18 protein-coding genes and 2 riboswitches are annotated in these 17,286 nt (G+C 61.6%); of the genes, 13 read left to right on the top strand and 5 right to left on the bottom strand.

All coding sequences use genetic code 11. From position 1 onward, the window contains the following. Positions 1-23: 23 nt before the first annotated feature. From miaA to speE, 6 genes are all read left to right on the top strand, one after another. Complete coding sequence (miaA, locus tag GOX01_RS04330; RefSeq protein WP_011252647.1) at positions 24-1,022, top strand: tRNA (adenosine(37)-N6)-dimethylallyltransferase MiaA; 999 nt, start codon at positions 24-26, stop codon at positions 1,020-1,022. A gap of 30 nt (positions 1,023-1,052) precedes the next feature. Then, positions 1,053-2,846, top strand: a complete 1,794-nt coding sequence (ilvB, locus tag GOX01_RS04325; protein WP_011252648.1) for a biosynthetic-type acetolactate synthase large subunit — start codon at positions 1,053-1,055, stop codon at positions 2,844-2,846. Then, on the top strand, positions 2,846-3,373 hold the full coding sequence (gene ilvN / locus GOX01_RS04320; protein WP_011252649.1) for an acetolactate synthase small subunit: 528 nt from the start codon (positions 2,846-2,848) through the stop codon (positions 3,371-3,373). The genes ilvB and ilvN overlap by 1 nt, the downstream gene beginning before the upstream one ends. Then, positions 3,373-4,392 carry a ketol-acid reductoisomerase gene (gene ilvC, locus GOX01_RS04315; protein ID WP_011252650.1) on the top strand — a complete coding sequence of 340 codons (1,020 nt, stop codon included), beginning with the start codon at positions 3,373-3,375 and terminating at the stop codon, positions 4,390-4,392. Before ilvN ends, ilvC begins: the two co-directional genes overlap by 1 nt. Positions 4,393-4,732: 340 nt before the next feature. Continuing rightward, positions 4,733-5,212: an adenosylmethionine decarboxylase gene (gene speD, locus GOX01_RS04310; protein WP_011252651.1), complete on the top strand. Its 480-nt coding sequence runs from the start codon at positions 4,733-4,735 to the stop codon at positions 5,210-5,212. A 66-nt stretch (positions 5,213-5,278) separates the two neighbouring features. Further along, positions 5,279-6,151, top strand: coding sequence for a polyamine aminopropyltransferase (gene speE, locus GOX01_RS04305; protein ID WP_011252652.1), 873 nt, complete (start codon positions 5,279-5,281; stop codon positions 6,149-6,151). A gap of 36 nt (positions 6,152-6,187) precedes the next feature. Here the strand turns inward: speE and GOX01_RS04300 are convergent, their stop codons facing one another. The 3 genes from GOX01_RS04300 to GOX01_RS04290 form a co-directional block, all read right to left on the bottom strand. Beyond that, positions 6,188-6,616: a MarR family winged helix-turn-helix transcriptional regulator gene (locus GOX01_RS04300; protein ID WP_049750732.1), complete on the bottom strand. Its 429-nt coding sequence runs from the start codon at positions 6,614-6,616 to the stop codon at positions 6,188-6,190. Positions 6,617-6,714: 98 nt separating this feature from the next. After that, positions 6,715-6,981 (bottom strand): putative hemolysin, encoded by a 267-nt coding sequence (locus tag GOX01_RS04295; protein WP_024717164.1) that lies wholly within the window; start codon positions 6,979-6,981, stop codon positions 6,715-6,717. 18 nt (positions 6,982-6,999) lie between these two features. Further along, entirely contained in the window at positions 7,000-7,302 is a 303-nt protein-coding gene (locus GOX01_RS04290; protein WP_011252655.1) for a putative quinol monooxygenase, read from the bottom strand. A gap of 91 nt (positions 7,303-7,393) precedes the next feature. Beyond that, positions 7,394-7,483: riboswitch (glycine riboswitch) on the top strand. Beyond that, positions 7,484-7,560, top strand: a riboswitch (glycine riboswitch). Positions 7,561-7,639: 79 nt separating this feature from the next. Here GOX01_RS04290 and gcvT point away from each other — a divergent pair. The 5 genes from gcvT (at position 7,640) to GOX01_RS04265 (ending at position 12,896) form a co-directional block, all read left to right on the top strand. After that, complete coding sequence (gene gcvT, locus GOX01_RS04285; protein WP_024717166.1) at positions 7,640-8,773, top strand: glycine cleavage system aminomethyltransferase GcvT; 1,134 nt, start codon at positions 7,640-7,642, stop codon at positions 8,771-8,773. A gap of 36 nt (positions 8,774-8,809) precedes the next feature. After that, a complete protein-coding gene (gene gcvH / locus GOX01_RS04280; protein WP_011252657.1) occupies positions 8,810-9,169 on the top strand; it encodes a glycine cleavage system protein GcvH in 360 nt (119 codons plus the stop codon). A gap of 63 nt (positions 9,170-9,232) precedes the next feature. Beyond that, positions 9,233-12,088: an aminomethyl-transferring glycine dehydrogenase gene (gcvP, locus tag GOX01_RS04275; RefSeq protein ID WP_011252658.1), complete on the top strand. Its 2,856-nt coding sequence runs from the start codon at positions 9,233-9,235 to the stop codon at positions 12,086-12,088. A gap of 195 nt (positions 12,089-12,283) precedes the next feature. Beyond that, positions 12,284-12,595 carry a putative quinol monooxygenase gene (locus GOX01_RS04270; protein ID WP_011252659.1) on the top strand — a complete coding sequence of 104 codons (312 nt, stop codon included), beginning with the start codon at positions 12,284-12,286 and terminating at the stop codon, positions 12,593-12,595. Between the two features lie 88 nt (positions 12,596-12,683). Next, positions 12,684-12,896, top strand: a complete 213-nt coding sequence (locus GOX01_RS04265; RefSeq protein WP_011252660.1) for a heavy-metal-associated domain-containing protein — start codon at positions 12,684-12,686, stop codon at positions 12,894-12,896. A 23-nt stretch (positions 12,897-12,919) separates the two neighbouring features. On the opposite strand, the gene GOX01_RS04260 is transcribed toward GOX01_RS04265, so the two are convergent. Beyond that, positions 12,920-13,549 carry a trimeric intracellular cation channel family protein gene (locus tag GOX01_RS04260; protein ID WP_011252661.1) on the bottom strand — a complete coding sequence of 210 codons (630 nt, stop codon included), beginning with the start codon at positions 13,547-13,549 and terminating at the stop codon, positions 12,920-12,922. A gap of 85 nt (positions 13,550-13,634) precedes the next feature. Continuing rightward, positions 13,635-15,017 carry a type I glutamate--ammonia ligase gene (gene glnA, locus GOX01_RS04255; RefSeq protein WP_011252662.1) on the bottom strand — a complete coding sequence of 461 codons (1,383 nt, stop codon included), beginning with the start codon at positions 15,015-15,017 and terminating at the stop codon, positions 13,635-13,637. A gap of 343 nt (positions 15,018-15,360) precedes the next feature. On the opposite strand from glnA, the gene GOX01_RS12850 reads away from it, so the two are divergent. After that, positions 15,361-15,987: an HAAS signaling domain-containing protein gene (locus tag GOX01_RS12850; protein WP_011252663.1), complete on the top strand. Its 627-nt coding sequence runs from the start codon at positions 15,361-15,363 to the stop codon at positions 15,985-15,987. Positions 15,988-16,106: 119 nt separating this feature from the next. Then, positions 16,107-17,270: an aminotransferase gene (locus GOX01_RS04245; RefSeq protein ID WP_011252664.1), complete on the top strand. Its 1,164-nt coding sequence runs from the start codon at positions 16,107-16,109 to the stop codon at positions 17,268-17,270. Positions 17,271-17,286: the final 16 nt, after the last annotated feature.

The following is a 17,286-nucleotide window of genomic DNA, read 5'->3' as shown; positions in this document are numbered from 1 at the left end:
GGCACGTGTGGCAGGAGGGGGGAATGAACGCCCCGAAGACTGTGACTGTTAAGACTGCGCTCATTGTGGCTGGCCCGACGTGCTCCGGCAAGTCGGCACTGGCGCTCGACCTTGCCCGATGCTTTGAGGGCACGGTCATCAATGCGGATTCCATGCAGGTCTATCGTGATCTGCACATTCTGACGGCCCGGCCCCACGCGGCTGACGAAGCTGCTGTGCCGCATAGGCTTTACGGCGTTCTGGACGCGGCCGTGCCGGGGAGTGTGGCCTGGTGGCGGTCCGAGGCGCTGCGGGAAATGGATGTGGCCTGGGCCGAGGAGCGCATGCCGATCCTGTGTGGCGGGACGGGCATGTATCTGCGGGCGCTGACGGATGGTCTGGTGGAAGTGCCGGACCCGGGAGATGCGGCGCGGTCTGAAGCGCGGGGTTTGGCGGAGGAAATCGGGCCGGAGGCGCTGCATGCGCGGCTGATGCAGGTTGATCCGGAAACGGCATCGGGCCTGCGTCCGAACGATACGCAGCGGATTTCGCGGGCCTGGGAGGTCTGGACGGGGACGGGGCATGGGCTGGCCTGGTGGCGGTCTCAGCCGGGTCTGCCGCCTGCTTCGTGCCGGTTTGTGTCCGTGCAGCTTGATCCCGAGCGGGAGGGGCTGCGCCGGGCGATCGATTCCAGATTCGGGCAGATGCTGGAGGCCGGGGCTCTTGAAGAAGTGTCCGCTCTGCTGGAGCGGGGGCTCGATCCGGTTCTGCCTGCCATGCGTGCGCATGGGGTACCCGAGCTGGCGGCCGTTCTGCGGGGGGAGGTCCCGCTTGAGGAAGCGCGGAAATCCGCCGTCCTTGCCATCGGGCGCTATACGCGGCGGCAGGCGACCTGGTTCCGGCATCATGCGCTGGGAAAGGGTGATGACGGGATGATTTCGTTGCGCAGATACACCCATTCTGCGCAAGAATCGGAAAGTCAGTATGAAAAAATAGAGAACTTTATATCTGAACGAGTTGACGCCGCTGCGCGGGCGTCCTAAATCCCGCCGCTCATACCTTGGGAGGAAACGGTGACGGCTGCTGAAAGAGACGCAGGAACAGGCAATGAGGCGCTGAATGGCGCGGAGGTGCTTCTGCGCGTTCTCGATGAAGAGGGTGTGGAGGTCATATTCGGATATCCGGGTGGTGCTGTCCTTCCGATTTACGATGCTCTCTTCAAGCAGGACCGTATCCGCCACGTTCTTGTCCGCCATGAGCAGGCTGCCGTTCACGCTGCCGAGGCCTATGCGCGTTCGACGGGCAAGGTCGGTGTGGTGCTGGTGACGTCGGGTCCGGGTGCGACCAATGCCGTGACCGGGCTGGTGGATGCGCTGATGGATTCCATCCCGCTTGTCTGCCTGTCGGGTCAGGTGCCGACCAAGCTGATCGGCAATGATGCGTTCCAGGAAGCTGATACGACGGGCATCACGCGCCCTGCGACCAAGCACAATTATCTCGTGCGGGAGCCGGGAACGCTGGCACAGACCGTGCGTGAGGCGTTCGAGGTTGCGCGTTCGGGCCGTCCGGGGCCGGTTCTGGTGGATCTGCCCAAGGATATTACGGTTGGCAAGGCACCGCTGACGAAGCCTGCGCTGTCGCGGCTGCAGCGTCTGAGCCATCAGGGCGGTCCGGATGCGGAGGCGATCGCGCGGACCGTCGAGGCGATGAAGACGGCCAAGCGCCCGCTTTTCTATACGGGCGGTGGCATCATCAATTCCGGGCCGGAAGCGTCAGAGCTGCTGCGTCGTCTGGCGCGCAAGACCGGTTTCCCGGTGACGTCCACACTGATGGGGCTGGGCGCGTTTCCGTCTCCCGATCCGCAGTTCCTCGGCATGCTGGGCATGCATGGTTCGGTGGAGGCCAACATGGCTACGCATGGCTGTGATCTGCTGATCGCGCTGGGCTCGCGCTTCGATGACCGCGTGACGGGGCGGGTGGATGCGTTCTCGCCCAATTCGTTCAAGGTGCATGCTGACATCGATCCGAGCCAGATCGACAAGATCGTGCCGGTGGATGTGCGGATTGAAGGCGATGTGCGCGATACGCTCGAAGCACTGCTGGAAGCCTGGGGTGATACGCCGGCGCCGGATCTGTCCACCTGGTGGAACCAGATCGCCTCCTGGCGCAGTGTGGATGGCTTCGGCTTTACGCAGGACATGGACCCGTCGGCCATCATCCGTCCGCAGCATGCTATCCGCCGTCTGTACGTACTAGCCAAGGAGACGGGGCGTGACACGTTCGTGTCCACCGAGGTCGGGCAGCATCAGATGTGGGCGGCGCAGCACTTCCAGTTCGACAAGCCGAACCGCTGGCTGACGTCGGGTGGTCTGGGGACGATGGGTTATGGTCTGCCGGCAGCGGTGGGTGCGCAGGTGGCGCATCCGGATGCACTGGTGATCGATATCGCCGGTGAGGCGTCCACGCTCATGAACATCCAGGAACTGGGGACGATTGCGCAGTATCGCCTGCCGGTGAAGATCTTCATCCTGAACAACCACTATATGGGCATGGTCCGTCAGTGGCAGGAACTGCTTCACGGGTCGCGCTATTCGCAGTCCTACAGCGAGGCGCTGCCGGATTTCGTAAAGCTGGCCGAAGCGTTCCATGCGACCGGAATGCGGGCGACGCATGTGGGTGAGCTGGATGACGTGATCCGCCGGATGCTGGCGCATGATGGGCCGGTTGTGGCCGATATCTGTGTGGCGGAAGGCGAGAACTGCTATCCGATGATCCCGTCGGGGGCGGCGCACAACCAGATGCTGCTGGGTCCGGATCAGGATTCCGAAGCGGCGGGACTGACCGAAGAAGGAAAGATGCTGGTCTGATGACGGAGACTATCCAACATTCGGTCATCTCGGTTCTGATCGAGGACGAGAGTGGCGCGCTGGCCCGCGTGGTGGGCCTGTTTTCCGGCCGTGGCTACAACATCGAGAGCCTGACGGTGGCGCTGGTGGATGCGGAGCAGAAGCTCTCGCGCATCACGGTCCTGACGTCGGGCACGCCGATGGTGATCCGGCAGATCAAGGCGCAGCTCAAGCGCTTGATCCCGGTGCATGATGTCTGCGACCTGACGGAAGAAGGCCCTTATGTGGGGCGTGAGCTTGCGCTGGTGAAGGTCGTCTCGTCCGGTGACCGTCGGACGGAGGCTCTGCGCATTGCGGATTCGTTCCGTGCGCGGCCCGTGGATACGACGGCCATGAGTTTCGTGTTCGAGCTGACGGGGTCTCCCGAGAAGATCGACGCGTTCATCGAGTTGATGCGCCCCCTTGGCCTGGCCGAGGTTTCGCGCACCGGGATTGCCGCCATCGGGCGCGGTCCTTCAGTGTTTCATCTTAAAAAGGAGCCTGTCTGATGCGGGTGTATTACGATCGCGATGCCGATCTGAATCTGATCAAGAGCAAGAAAGTCGCGATCATTGGCTATGGCAGCCAGGGTCACGCACACGCCAACAACCTCAAGGACAGCGGCGTTTCCGACATCGTCATCGGCCTGCGTCCGACCTCCTCCGCCGTGAAGAAGGCTGAGGAAGCCGGTTTCAAGGTGATGGAGCCGGGTGAGGCTGCTGCCTGGGCCGACGTTGTCATGGTCCTGACGCCGGATGAAGGCCAGGGCGCGCTGTACAAGGAAAGCCTTGAGAAGAACCTGAAGCCGGGCGCTGCCCTGGCTTTCGCTCATGGTCTGTCCATCCACTTCCGCATCATCGAAGCCCGTCCGGATCTGGACGTGTTCCTGATCGCGCCGAAGGGCCCGGGCCACACGGTCCGTTCCGAATACCTGCGTGGTGGTGGCGTGCCGTCCCTCGTGGCCGTGGCACAGAACGCTTCGGGCAATGCGCTCGAGATCGCCCTGTCCTACGCTTCCGCAAACGGTGGTGGCCGTGCAGGCATCATCGAGACGACGTTCAAGGAAGAAGTCGAAACCGATCTGTTCGGTGAGCAGGCTGTCCTGTGCGGTGGTCTCGTCGACCTGATCCGCGCCGGCTTCGAGACGCTGGTCGAAGGCGGTTATGCGCCGGAGATGGCCTATTTCGAGTGCCTGCACGAAATGAAGCTGATCGTGGACCTGATCTACGAAGGCGGCATTGCGAACATGAACTACTCCATCTCCAACACCGCCGAATACGGCGAGTATGTCACGGGTCCGCGCATCATCACGCCGGAAACGAAGGCCGAGATGAAGCGCGTTCTGACGGACATCCAGGATGGCACGTTCGTTCGCAACTTCATCCTTGAGAACCAGTCCGGTGGCGTTGGCTTCAAGGCCATCCGCGCCCGCAACGACGCTCACCCGATCGAGAAGACCGGTGAGAAGCTGCGTGCGATGATGCCGTGGATTGCCAAGGGCAAGCTGGTCGACAAGGCCAAGAACTGATCAGACGGATTCGGGGGGTCGGATTCGGCCCTTCGGAACGGGGAAGCCTCGGCTTCTTTCGGGCGTCGGGATTTCCGGGATTCGTTTCCCGGCGATCCGGCGCCCGAACTGTATTTGCCGTGGGATATTCAGGAAAGTTCCGTGTCTCAGCTCTGTGTTCAGGAAAGGGAAAACCCGTTTCTCATGCAGTGGGAACATGGGCCGGCAGAGATATGTGACATATTGGGGAATTACCCCATAAAGTGCTTGCATCGGGGGGAAGGGGCCGCTAACTAGCGCGCTTCCTGGCCCAAGGGGGCAATTTTGCCCAACAGGCTGTCTACTGGTTTGGGGGTACGTGATGAACGCACTTGCTCAACTGGGGATGGTATCGGAACTCCCGAGAGATATCCAGAACGGCGCAGCTCACCTCGTTGAGGAGGAGCGCAAGGATTACTTCATTGAGCGTGATGGCGAGCGTTATGCTGGCAATCACCTGCTGATCGATTTCTGGGACGCCCGGAATCTCGATGATCCCATGCGGATCGATGAAACGCTGTGCGAAGCTGCGGTGGCGGCTGGCGCAACGATCCTGCACAGCCATTTTCACCACTTCACGCCCAATGGTGGCGTGTCCGGCGTGATCGTGCTGGCGGAAAGCCACATCTCGATCCATACGTGGCCGGAACGGAATTATGCGGCTGTGGACGTGTTCATGTGCGGTGCATGTGATCCGAACCTGTCGATCCCGGTGATGCAGCGCCTGTTCCAGGCCGGCCGGATCGAGGTCGATGCCGTGCGGCGTGGCCGCGTGCAGGACAAGGCCGCGAAAGCAGCCTGATCTGATGAAAGGACCGGGCAAAAACCGGTCCTTTTCCAATACAATCCGACAAGGAAACGATGATCCATGGCTGAAACATGGCTCAACGAGACCCTGTACCCGGACTGGGGACAGCGCTTTCTCGTTACGCGTGAGCTCGCACGGGTAAAATCCGACTTCCAGGATGTGGTGGTGTTTGAAAGCTCCAGCCACGGCCGCGTGCTGGTTCTGGACGGTGTCATCCAGATCACCGAGCGTGACGAGTTCGTCTATCAGGAAATGCTGACGCATGTGCCGCTGCTGGCGCATCCCTGTGCGAAGCGCGTGCTGATTATCGGTGCGGGTGACGGTGGCGTCCTGCGTCGCGTCCTGCAGCATGACACGGTCGAGAAGGCTGTCATGGTCGAGATCGACGGTGCGGTGATCGAGCTGTCCAAGCAGTATCTGCCGGACATTGCCGGTGACGCGTGGAACGACCCGCGGGCCGAGGTCATTGTCGGTGACGGCATCGACTATGTTGCCAAGGCGGCTGATGGCTCCTTCGACGTGATCATCGTCGACAGCACTGATCCGATCGGTGTGGGTGAAGTGCTGTTCACGGACGAATTCTACAGCAACTGCGCACGCATCCTTTCGGCTGAAGGGCTGATCGTGAACCAGTGCGGCGTGCCGTTCATGCAGGCTGATGAGCTGTATGAGACGAGCCTGCGTCGCGCGAAGTTCTTCCCGCATGTGGGTGCGTATGTGGCCGCCGTTCCGACCTATGTCGGCGGGTTCATGACGCTGGGTGTGGCCTCCAAGGGGCAGGCGCCGAACACGCAGACGGTCGAGCAGATCCGTACCCGTGCGGAAGCCGCGAAGATCCTGGGGACGACGCGTTACTGGACGCCGGAGATCCATGTCGGATCGTTCAATCTGCCGCCCTATATTGCCGAGCATCTTCCGAAAACCGGAAAATGATCTCGTGCCTGCCCCTTCATTATAAGGGGCAGGCCGCTACAGCTGGCTTTTCAGGCTGCTGTTTATCCGTTCCAGAAGTGTTACGAGAATATCGCGTTCGAGGGGTGTAAACCCCTTGAGTGCTGTGTCGGTCAAGTGTTCCATTATCGGAACGATATTCCGGCTTTTCCGCTGACCGTCCAGTGTTAGCGTGACCAGTGTGCTGCGGCGGTCTGCCGGGTCTGGTTCGCGCTGGATCAGGCCGTCGCGTTCCATCCGGGCGAGAAGCGTCGTCATGCCCGGCTGTTCGATATCCGCAAAATCCGCGAGAGCTTTCTGATTGAGGGTCTTTCCGTCCTGCAAAGCCTGCAGCACGGGGACCTGACCGCTTCGGAGGCCTGTCTTTTTGAGTTCGCGTTCCAGCAGGAGCGTGAAGAGCCTGTTGTTGCGTGTGGTCAGGGCGCTCAGATGCGAAGGGGCGGTCATTCGGATTCCGGGGATCATGTGGATGAAATACATAACATGTTATGTATTTAGAAAATGAAAAACCCGGCTGGCCTTTTCAGGCTGGCCGGGCTGGAAAATCAGGGCGTCATCTTGGCCAGGGGCGCGATGCAGCGGTGCTCGCGATAGAGCGTCCATTCATCGCAGACCTGATTGGGCGGGAAGGTGCAGATGCCGGTTTCGCCGCCGGCAGTCCGAACGTCACCATGGCGACCGCCCTGCTGCGTGCAGTAGACGCTGGCGGGGTTGGGAATGCCGATCAGGCGCTGGCGCGGATTGTGCTGCGGGTGGGAGGCGCAGGCTGAAACCGTGCCGCACAGAAGAGTGATGGTCAGAAGGCGTTTCATGTTTGACAGATGCATTGTTCAGGGGGCTCTCTTCTTCAGGAAGCGGACACTGCGTTCCTTGATCTCCAGATCTTTTACAGCTTTTGCAAACACCCCGAAATGCGGGGTCTTGAGGTGCTCTTCGAAGGCCGCGCGGTCGGTATAGACCTCCACGAGAATGACCGTGTCGGCTTCCGTCTCGGGAGAGAGGACCGTGAAGCTGTGGCAGCCGGATTCGTCGGCTACGGAGCGCTCGCTGTCATAGGCGCAGGCTTCGAGGAACTTCTCATAGGTCGCGGGAGTGGTCTCGAATTCGGCAATGACCGTCAGTTCGCCAGCCATGATGTTCTCCTTTGCGTGTTGCAGGGCAAAAGACACAACGCATGAGCGATCGTAACGATTGCGGAGTTTTTCGGAAACTGGCAGGATCGAACTGACCGACACGGGAGAGACCAGCCGTCAGGCTGGCGCCGAAGGAGCAACCGCCCCGGAAACTCTCAGGCCAAAGGACCGAGGCGGTCAGGACATTCTGGAGAGAGGTGCGCTGGACGCATCCGCCGACGGGATAGCGATCTCAGGCGAAAGGACAGAAGGGGCGACGTTCTTCCGGCTGCGTCAGCATGGAGCCGGGGGCGTCTGCATCTTCACGTCTTGAGATAGAATGGACCGGGCTTTCCCCATGAGCGATTCCCTCCAGCGTACTCCCCTTTATGATCTGAATCTGGAACTTGGCGCGAAGATGGTGCCGTTCGCAGGCTTCGAGATGCCGATCCAGTTCCCGGCCGGGTTGATGACCGAGCATCTGCATACGCGCGAAAAAGCCGGTCTGTTTGACGTGTCTCACATGGGGCAGATCCGCATTGCTGCGAAGAGCGGGGATGTGAAGGACGCGGCTGCGGCTCTGGAGACGCTGGTTCCGGCTGATTTCGTCGGGCTTGCCGCCGGGCGTCAGCGTTACGGGCTGCTGACCAATGAGAAGGGCGGGATCCTGGATGACCTGATGGTCGCCAATATGGGCAAGGACCTGCTGGTCGTCGTCAATGCGGGCTGCAAGGTTCAGGACGCGGACCGGATCGAGAAGGCGCTGTCTGATCGCTGTGTCGTGACGCGCCAGTTCGACCGTGCGCTTATGGCGCTTCAGGGCCCGGCGGCGGAAGCGGCTCTGGCGCCGCTCTGCCCGGCCGTGAAGGACATGCGCTTCATGGATGTGATCGAGACCGAGCTTGCCGGTGTGCCCGTGACGGTCTCGCGCTCTGGCTATACGGGCGAGGACGGATTTGAGATCGGCTGTGCCGGTGCGGATGCCGAAAAGGTCGCACGCGCGATCCTGGCGCAGCCGGATGTGCTGCCGATCGGTCTGGGCGCGCGGGATTCGCTGCGTCTGGAAGCGGGGCTGTGCCTGTATGGCAATGACATTGATGTCACGACCACGCCGGTTGAGGCGTCGCTGGGCTGGGCGATCCAGAAGGCGCGCCGTGAAGGCGGTGTGCGTGAAGGTGGCTATCCGGGTGCGGATGTCGTGCTGAAGCAGACGCGCGATGGCGTGGCGCGCAAGCGCGTCGGGCTGGTTGCAGATGGTCGGGCTCCGGTGCGGGCGGGGGCGAAGCTCTTTGCCGATGCCGAGGGGCAGAAGGAAATCGGGGTGGTCACGTCCGGGGCATTTGGCCCGAGCGTGAAGGCTCCTGTTGCGATGGGATATGTCACGCCGGAGTACGCGGCGGTGGATACGCCCGTCTTTGCGGAACTGCGGGGCAAGTATGTGCCGCTGCATGTGCGGGCGATGCCGTTCGTGGCACCCGGCTTCAAGCGCTGAACTTACAGTCGAACTTCAGATCAGGAAAAAGCAGTAATGACGACCTATTACACGAAGTCCCATGAATGGATCCGCGTTGATGGCGACCAGGCCACTGTCGGCATCACGGCACATGCGTCCGAAGAGTTGGGCGAGCTGGTGTTCGTCGAAGCCAAGGACGAGGGCACGGAAGTTGCCGCCGGTGATGCGGCGGCTGTTGTCGAGTCCGTGAAGGCGGCGTCCGACATCTATGCACCGGTTGCGGGTACGCTGGCCGGCTTCAATGACGCGCTGTCCGATGATCCGACGCTGGTGGGCAAGGATCCGGAAGGTGAGGGCTGGATCTTCCGCATGACGGTTGCCAACCCGGACGACCTCAATGGCCTGCTGACGGCCGAACAGTACAAGAGCCTCTGAGGGGATGCGGGGTCTGCACTGGCAGGCCCCGTTTTTTCTTCAGCCTGCCACTGCTTTCATGAAATGCCAGAGAACCTGCCTGTGACGACCTTGTGGCCTGCCCAGACCGAAGATTTCAGCTCCCGCCATATCGGCCCGCGCCCTTCCGAAATCGGAGAGATGCTGCGTGTCGTAGGGGCTTCCAGCCTTGATGACCTGATCGACAAGACCATTCCGGCCGCCATTCTCGATCGCGGGGATCACGGGATTGGTGCTGCCCTGACCGAACAGGATGCACTGGCGCGTTTGCGGCAGATCGCCTCGCGCAATCAGGTTCTGACGTCCATGATCGGGCAGGGCTATTACGATACGGTCCTGCCGCCGGTCATCCAGCGGAATATCCTGGAAAATCCGGCCTGGTACACGGCTTACACGCCGTATCAGCCCGAGATCAGCCAGGGACGTCTTGAGGCGCTGCTGAACTTCCAGACGCTGGTGGCGGATCTGACGGGGCTCGACATCGCCAATGCGTCTCTGCTGGACGAGGGCACGGCCTGTGCGGAAGCCATGGCGCTGGCGCAGCGCGTGGGCAAGTCGAAGGCGACGGCGTTCTTTGTGGATGCCGATACGCACCCGCAGACGATCGCCGTGATCCGCACGCGGGCCGAGCCGCTGGGCTGGGATGTTGTCGTGGGTGATCCGGAAACGGATCTGGATGCATCCTCTGTGTTCGGGGCGCTGCTGTCCTATCCGGGATCTTCGGGGCAGGTACGGGATCCGCGCAAGGTGATTGCGGCGCTGCATGAAAAGGGTGCGATTGCGGCTCTGGCCTGTGATCCGCTGGCTCTGGTCCTGCTGGAAAGCCCGGGCGCGCTGGGCGCGGATATCGCGATCGGTTCGATGCAGCGTTATGGCGTGCCGATGGGGGCCGGTGGCCCGCATGCGGCATTCATGGCGACGCGCGATGCGTTCAAGCGGCACATGCCGGGGCGTCTGGTCGGCGTGTCGCGCGACAGTGCGGGCAAGCCGGCCTATCGGCTGGCGCTTCAGACGCGCGAGCAGCATATCCGCCGCGAAAAGGCGACGTCCAACATCTGCACGGCGCAGGCCTTGCTGGCGATTATCGCATCCATGTATGCGGTTTATCACGGTCCGGAAGGGCTGAAGGCGATTGCCGCACGCACGCATCGGATGGCGGCAATCCTGTCCGCCGGGCTGAAGACGCTGGGTGCGACGGTCGAGACGGATGTATTCTTCGACACCATCACCGTTCAGGCTGGCGCGTCTGCGCCGCAGGTTCTGGCGCGTGCCGTGGCGTCTGGCATCAATCTGCGTGATGCAGGGGATGGTCGGATCGGCATGTCCTGTGACGAGACCACGACGCCGGAGACGATCCGTGCAGTCTGGGCCGCGTTCGCGGGCGAGGGTGCGGATCTGTCGGCCATCGAGCAGGCGCTGGATGTGGCTGATGCGCTGCCGGAAGGCCTGTCGCGGACGGCACCGCTGCTGACGCATCCGGTGTTCCATGCGCACCGCTCCGAGACGGATCTGCTGCGCTATATGCGCGCGCTGGCCGACAAGGATCTGGCGCTGGATCGGACGATGATCCCGCTGGGCTCCTGCACGATGAAGCTCAATGCGACGGCGGAGATGATCCCCATCACCTGGCCGGAATTCGCGCGGATTCATCCCTTCGCGCCTGCGGATCAGGTTCAAGGTTATACCGAGCTGTTCGCCTATCTGGAGCGTACGCTCTGCGCCATTTCGGGCTATGACGCCGTCTCGCTTCAGCCGAATTCCGGCGCGCAGGGCGAATATGCCGGGCTTCTGGCCATTCGTGGCTATCACCGCGCGCGTGGGGACGAGAACCGGGATGTGTGCCTGATTCCGGCCTCCGCACACGGGACCAATCCGGCGTCGGCCCAGATGGCCGGAATGCGGGTTGTCGTCGTGGCCTGCGACGAGAACGGCAATGTCGATGTCGAGGATCTGAAGGCCAAGATCGCGCAGCATGACGGGCGTGTGGCGGCCATCATGATTACGTATCCGTCCACGCATGGCGTGTTCGAGGAACGGATCGTCGAGATCTGCGAATTGGTTCATGCCGCGGGCGGGCAGGTCTATCTGGATGGCGCGAACCTCAATGCGCAGGTCGGACTGGCGCGGCCGGGTCTGTATGGCGCGGATGTCTCGCATTTCAACCTGCACAAGACGTTCTGCATTCCGCATGGCGGCGGCGGGCCGGGCATGGGACCGATCGGTGTGGGCAAGCACCTCGCGCCGTATCTGCCGGGACGGCATGGCATTGCGGTGTCTGCGGCGCCTTTTGGATCGGCGTCCATTCTGCCGATTTCTGCCGCTTACATCATGATGATGGGCGATGAAGGGCTGCGTCAGGCGACGACGATGGCGATCCTGAATGCGAACTACATCGCCTCGCGTCTGGAAGGGCATTATCCGGTTCTGTATCGCGGCACGAACGGCTTTACGGCGCATGAATGCATCGTGGATCTGCGGTCGCTGAAGGATGCAGTCGGTGTGACAGTGGACGATATTGCCAAGCGTTTGATCGATCACGGGTTCCATGCGCCAACGGTCAGCTTCCCGGTGGCGGGGACGTTCATGATCGAGCCGACGGAATCCGAAGGCAAGGGTGAGCTGGACCGCTTCTGCGATGCGATGATCGCCATCCGTGCGGAAATTGCCGAGGTCGAAGCCGGGCGCGTCGGGATGGAAGACAGCCCGCTGCGCTTTGCGCCGCATACGACGGCGGATCTGGCGGGGGACTGGGAGCGTTCCTACAGCCGTGAGGCCGGGTGCTTCCCCGGTGGTGTGGATACGGCGAAATACTGGTCGCCGGTCGGGCGTCTGGACAATGCCTGGGGGGACCGGAATCTTGTCTGTTCCTGCCCGGATATTTCGACCTACGTCGAAGGCTGAACGGGTTTTCCAGTCCGGTGTTTTGGCAAGGGCGTCTTCCTTCGGGGAGGCGCCTTTCTGCTGTCCGGTCCTTTCGGGTCGGATACCCGGCATGGGTTCTTTATCACAAAGGGGTGTGGTATGGTTTCACGTGAAACGCTGCCCTCCGCCTGAAGAGGCTTTAGGGCAGCTTCATTGTTGATGAGGAGTTCCATCATGAGCCAGACGGTTCACATCACGGCCGTTGTCACGGTTCCCGCTGAACATGCGGCAGCGGCAGAGGCGGCTTTTGCGGCCTGTGTCGTGGCATCTCGTAAGGAAGAGGCCTGCCGCCACTATGTGATCAGCAAGGATATCGAGAAGGCCGGGCGGTTCGTGGCCAACGAGGTCTGGGCTTCGGAAGCCGGTTTTGAGGCCCATCTGGCCGCCCCGCATTTCAAGGTTCTGGGGGATGCCCTTGCCAAGTGTGGCGCTCAGGCCGAGATCATGAAGGTTCAGCCGCTGGACGAAGCTGCCGACGCAGCCTGAAAAAGCGGTTTGCTTTTTTGCTGGAATATGTCCCACTCGGAGATCGACTGCTTTGCGGAGCAGCCTCTGGAAGACAGGAGAATTTCAGATGGTTTCGATGGTGACGTTCAAGGTTGACGGGATGTCGTGCAACGGATGCTCGGGCAAGCTGCAGTCCGCGCTGTCCAGTGTTCCGGGCGTATCGTCCGCGCAGGTGACGCTCGATCCGGCCCAGGCTGCCATTCAGTATGATGAGCAGAAGGTGACGCCGGTGGCGCTGCGGCATGTGGTGGAAGACGTCGGGTTCGACGTGATCGCCTGAAGCGTACCTGAAAGGCCTGTCACCTAGCGATGGTAATGGGGCAGGCCGATTCCTTTGATGAGTGCTGCGGCACGCAGGCTGAAGCCGGCCAGGACGGCGATGGCTGCTGCGAGCGTGGTGTTCAGGCCCAGGGCTGTCAGGGAGACATAGGTTCCTGACGCCAGGGCGACAGCCGTGACATAGAGTTCCGGCCGGATGATGATGGATGGCACACCTGCCAGCACATCCCGGAAAATACCGCCCATGCAGGCGCTGACAATTCCCATGAGAGCTGCGGGGATCAGCGGGATGCCGTAAGCCAGCGCCTTGGCTGAGCCGAACACGCCATAGGCTGCGATCCCGAGGCCGTCGAACCATTCCACCGCGCGGGCCGGCCAGAAGCGGGCCGGTGTGAACCAGACGGCAATGGCGGACAGCAGGCAGGCAGCAATCGGGACGGAGGTGTGCATCCAGAAGACGGGCGCGCCGATCAGCAGATCCCGCACGGTGCCGCCGCCGACGCCTGTGATGGCGGCGAAGAACATGAAGGTCACGATGGTCAGGCGTGCGCGTGCGGCTTCGATCGCGCCCGAAATGGCGAAGACGACCGTGCCGGCAATGTCGAGGATCGGCAGGGCGGATGAGGAGAAGGCCTGAAGGGCGGGAGGGATCATCGGGCCGTCTTGAAGTGGTGTGTTGAAAACAGAAAAGCCCGGCACGAAGGCCGGGCTTTCCGTAGAGGTGATGTTCTGCCCCGGATCAGACCGAGTAGTACATCTCGAACTCTGCCGGATGCGGCGTGTGTTCGAACTTGTAGACTTCCGGCCACTTGATGTCGATGTAGCTTTCGATCTGGTCCTTGGTGAAGACGCCGCCTTCGAGCAGGAAGGCATGGTCTTCCTTGAGGGCTTCGAGAGCTTCACGGAGCGAGCCGCAGACCGTCGGGATCTGGGCCAGCTCTTCCTTCGGCAGCTCGTACAGATCCTTGTCCATGGCGTCGCCCGGGTGGATCTTGTTGCGGATGCCATCAAGGCCGGCCATCAGCATGGCGGCGAAGGCGAGGTACGGGTTGGCGGTCGGGTCCGGGAAGCGGACTTCAACGCGCTTGGCCTTCGGGTTGGTCGCATGCGGGATACGGCAGGAGGCCGAACGGTTCGCGGCGGAGTAAGCCAGAAGCACGGGGGCTTCGAAGCCCGGGATCAGGCGCTTGTAGGAGTTGGTGGACGGGTTCGTGAAGGCGTTCAGGGCCTTCGCGTGCTTGATGATGCCACCGATATAGTACAGCGCCTCATCGGACAGGTCGGCATACTTGTCGCCAGCGAAGGTCGGCTTGCCGTCCTTCCAGATGGACTGATGGACATGCATGCCCGAACCGTTGTCGCCCGAAATCGGCTTCGGCATGAACGTGGCCGTCTTGCCGTAGGAATGGGCGACGTTGTGCACGCAGTACTTATAGATCTGCATGAAGTCGGCGGACTTCACGAGCGTGTCGAACTTCGTGCCGAGCTCGTGCTGCGACTGTGCGACTTCGTGGTGATGCTTCTCGATCGGCAGGCCCATTTCGCCCATCGTGGAGAGCATTTCGGCGCGCAGGTCGTTTTCGCTGTCCACGGGCGGGACCGGGAAGTAACCACCCTTGACGACAGGGCGGTGGCCCATGTTGCCTTCCGGATAGGCCTTCAGGGACGCACCCGGGCCTTCGATGCTGTCGAGCTGGTACATGCCGAAGTTCGGGCCTGTACCGAACTGCACGTTGTCGAAGATGAAGAATTCGGCTTCCGGACCGAAGAACGCCGTGTCACCGAAGCCGGCATCCTTGAGGTAGGCTTCTGCGAGCTTGGCGGTCGAGCGCGGGTCGCGGTTGTAGAAGTTGCCCGTCTTCGGATCGATGATGTCGCAGAACAGGATCAGCTGCGGCTTGGCGGAGAACGGGTCCATGACGGCCGTTTCCGGATCCGGAAGCAGGACCATGTCGGACTCGTTGATGGCCTTCCAGCCCTGGATGGACGAGCCGTCGAACATGAAGCCTTCGACGAAGGTATCGTCTTCGATGGTCGAGACCGTCTGGGTCGTGTGGTGCCACTTGCCCTTGGGGTCCGTAAAGCGCAGATCGACGAATTCCGCCGCGTGCTCCTGGATCATCTCGAAGACGCGGGCAACGGCCTGCGGGTTCGGGGCGGGCGGCTTGCCAGCTGCTGCGGGAGCAGCCTTGGGGGCTGCAGCCTTCGAGGTACGGCGCGCGGGAGCGGCCTTCGGTTTCACGGTAGAGGAAGTGGGGGCTTTCTTGGCCATCGATCTGTCGCCTTGCATCGTGTAAACGGCTGCAAAACGATTAAGCGACAAATGCCCGTCTGTCGAGTATGGGAAATTACGCCATTTGGCGGATTTATGATTGAATCTTTCGGAAGCGAACCGGAGTTTTCCACATCTGGTCCGGAACTTGCATGCAAAGAGGGCAGCGAGACTCTTTTTGGGAAATATCCTCATGATGCCTGCTTCCTCATCTCCGGACGGTCTGAAAGACAGCGATCTGCTTTCCCTGCCGCTTGAACGCTACCTGCACGAATTCCGGGGCGGCCTGCTCAGCCTGCCTGAGAGTGAGCGGGATGTGATTGTCGCTGAAGTGCGGGCCCAGGTCGCGGCGCAGGCTCGGTTGGGGGAAGGGGCGGCACTGGCGCTCCTGGAAAGACTGGGAAAGCCGGACAGGCTCGCCGCACGTTTTACGATCCGCCATGAGTTGTCCGTTGGTGTGCAGCAGTCGAATCCCTTTGGTCTGTTCTGGGTTCTTCTGCGGCTGGCGGCGGGGAGTCTGCTGGCGTTTGTGGGCGGATTTGTCGTGATTGCGCTTGGGCTGACGGGGCTTCTTCTGGCAGCGATGCCCGTGCTGCGGCTCTTTGTTCCGCAGGATATTTTCGTGGTGGACGACAACCCGTTCTCGATCACTGTCACGACGGATGGTGTGCCCGGGAATGGCATCCCGCTTTCCTGGGGATATGCGATCCTCTGCTGCGGTATCGGAATCGTCCTCGTCGTGCTGGCGATGCTTCTTTTGCGGGGGCTGGGGCAGCTGCTGTTGCGGGACATGCGCCGCAAAACGCAGGGGCTGGACTGAGGGGCGGGAGACGGGATTTCCGTTATGGAACGGAAGGGGAGTGCGAAAGGCTTTTCAGCGCTCCTTCAGCCTGCGATGGTGCAGGGCTTTCTGTTTTCCGTCAGTTCTGGAATCCGTTGATGAAAACGCCCAATCAGTATCTTGCGAGCCTTCCGACAACCATCTTCACGATTATGTCACAGCTTGCCGTGAAGCATGGGGCGATCAATCTCGGGCAGGGGTTTCCGGATACGGAGGGGCCGCAGGACATCATTCAGGTCGCGGCGGATGCGCTGCGCGACGGACGTAACCAGTATGCGCCGCTGACGGGCCTGCCGGAACTGCGGGAGGCCGTGGCGGCGTCCAACCGGCGTTTTTATGGGCTTGAGGTCGATCCTGCGACGGAAGTTGTCGTGACGTCTGGCGCGACGGAGGCACTGGCGGCGTGTCTGATGGCGGTCGTGGAACCGGGGGATGAGGTGGTGGTGATCGAGCCTCTTTATGACACCTATCTGCCGGCTCTGAAGCTTCTGGGGGCGGTGCCACGTTGTGTGCGGCTTGCGCCGCCGCACTGGTCCGTACCGGAGGCGGAGCTTCGGGCTGCGTTTGGTCCGAAGACCAAGGCGATCATGCTCAATTCGCCGATGAACCCGTCCGGGAAGGTGTTTGTCCGCGAGGAGCTTGAGCTGATTGCGGATCTGGTGCGGGAGCATGATGTCTATGCGATCTGCGATGAGGTTTACGAGCATCTGACGTTTCACGTGAAACACATCCCGCTGATGACGCTGCCGGGGATGCGCGAGCGGTGCATGCGGATCGGAAGTGCGGGCAAGAGCTTTTCCCTGACGGGATGGAAAGTCGGCTATGTGACGGCACCGGCGGCGCTGGCGTCCGTGGTGGCGAAGGCGCATCAGGTTCTGGTTTTCGCGACTGCGCCGAACCTTCAGCGGGCCGTGGCTTACGGGCTGAACAAGGATGACGGCTATTACGAAGGGCTGTCGGCGCAGATGGAAACACAGCGGGATCTGCTGCGGGATGGTCTGCACCGGCTGGGGTTTGAGACGCTGCCAGCGGATGGCAGTTACTTCATCGTGGCGGATATTTCGCGTCATGCAGCCGGGCGGGGCGATGTTGAATTTGCGCGCTGGCTGGTGGAACATGCGGGTGTGGCCACAATCCCGGTTTCGGCTTTCTATGACCCGCAGGGGGATGCCCCACCGCAGAATCTGATCCGGTTTGCGTTCTGCAAAAAGCCGGAGATCCTGCGGGAGGCCTTGAAACGGCTGGAAAAGGCCCTTTCTTAAAAGCCCTGTGTTGTGA

It is taken from the genome of Gluconobacter oxydans (assembly GCF_006539685.1).
In the GTDB taxonomy this organism is placed as follows: Bacteria; Pseudomonadota; Alphaproteobacteria; order Acetobacterales; family Acetobacteraceae; genus Gluconobacter; species Gluconobacter oxydans.
Note: the sequence above shows the minus strand (reverse complement) of the source record. Positions and strands in the feature narration are given on the sequence as shown.

Coding starts and splice junctions, on each gene's coding strand:
- gcvP (WP_011252658.1), top strand. CDS start 9,233: ATGCCAGAGAACCTGCCTGTGACGACCTTGTGGCCTGCCCAGACCGAA.
- speE (WP_011252652.1), top strand. CDS start 5,279: ATGGCTGAAACATGGCTCAACGAGACCCTGTACCCGGACTGGGGACAG.
- glnA (WP_011252662.1), bottom strand. CDS start 15,017: ATGATCCAGGAGCACGCGGCGGAATTCGTCGATCTGCGCTTTACGGAC.
- gcvT (WP_024717166.1), top strand. CDS start 7,640: ATGAGCGATTCCCTCCAGCGTACTCCCCTTTATGATCTGAATCTGGAA.
- GOX01_RS12850 (WP_011252663.1), top strand. CDS start 15,361: ATGATGCCTGCTTCCTCATCTCCGGACGGTCTGAAAGACAGCGATCTG.
- GOX01_RS04270 (WP_011252659.1), top strand. CDS start 12,284: ATGAGCCAGACGGTTCACATCACGGCCGTTGTCACGGTTCCCGCTGAA.
- GOX01_RS04245 (WP_011252664.1), top strand. CDS start 16,107: ATGAAAACGCCCAATCAGTATCTTGCGAGCCTTCCGACAACCATCTTC.
- GOX01_RS04290 (WP_011252655.1), bottom strand. CDS start 7,302: ATGGCTGGCGAACTGACGGTCATTGCCGAATTCGAGACCACTCCCGCG.
- speD (WP_011252651.1), top strand. CDS start 4,733: ATGAACGCACTTGCTCAACTGGGGATGGTATCGGAACTCCCGAGAGAT.
- gcvH (WP_011252657.1), top strand. CDS start 8,810: ATGACGACCTATTACACGAAGTCCCATGAATGGATCCGCGTTGATGGC.
- GOX01_RS04300 (WP_049750732.1), bottom strand. CDS start 6,616: ATGACCGCCCCTTCGCATCTGAGCGCCCTGACCACACGCAACAACAGG.
- GOX01_RS04260 (WP_011252661.1), bottom strand. CDS start 13,549: ATGATCCCTCCCGCCCTTCAGGCCTTCTCCTCATCCGCCCTGCCGATC.
- ilvC (WP_011252650.1), top strand. CDS start 3,373: ATGCGGGTGTATTACGATCGCGATGCCGATCTGAATCTGATCAAGAGC.
- miaA (WP_011252647.1), top strand. CDS start 24: ATGAACGCCCCGAAGACTGTGACTGTTAAGACTGCGCTCATTGTGGCT.
- GOX01_RS04265 (WP_011252660.1), top strand. CDS start 12,684: ATGGTTTCGATGGTGACGTTCAAGGTTGACGGGATGTCGTGCAACGGA.
- GOX01_RS04295 (WP_024717164.1), bottom strand. CDS start 6,981: ATGAAACGCCTTCTGACCATCACTCTTCTGTGCGGCACGGTTTCAGCC.
- ilvN (WP_011252649.1), top strand. CDS start 2,846: ATGACGGAGACTATCCAACATTCGGTCATCTCGGTTCTGATCGAGGAC.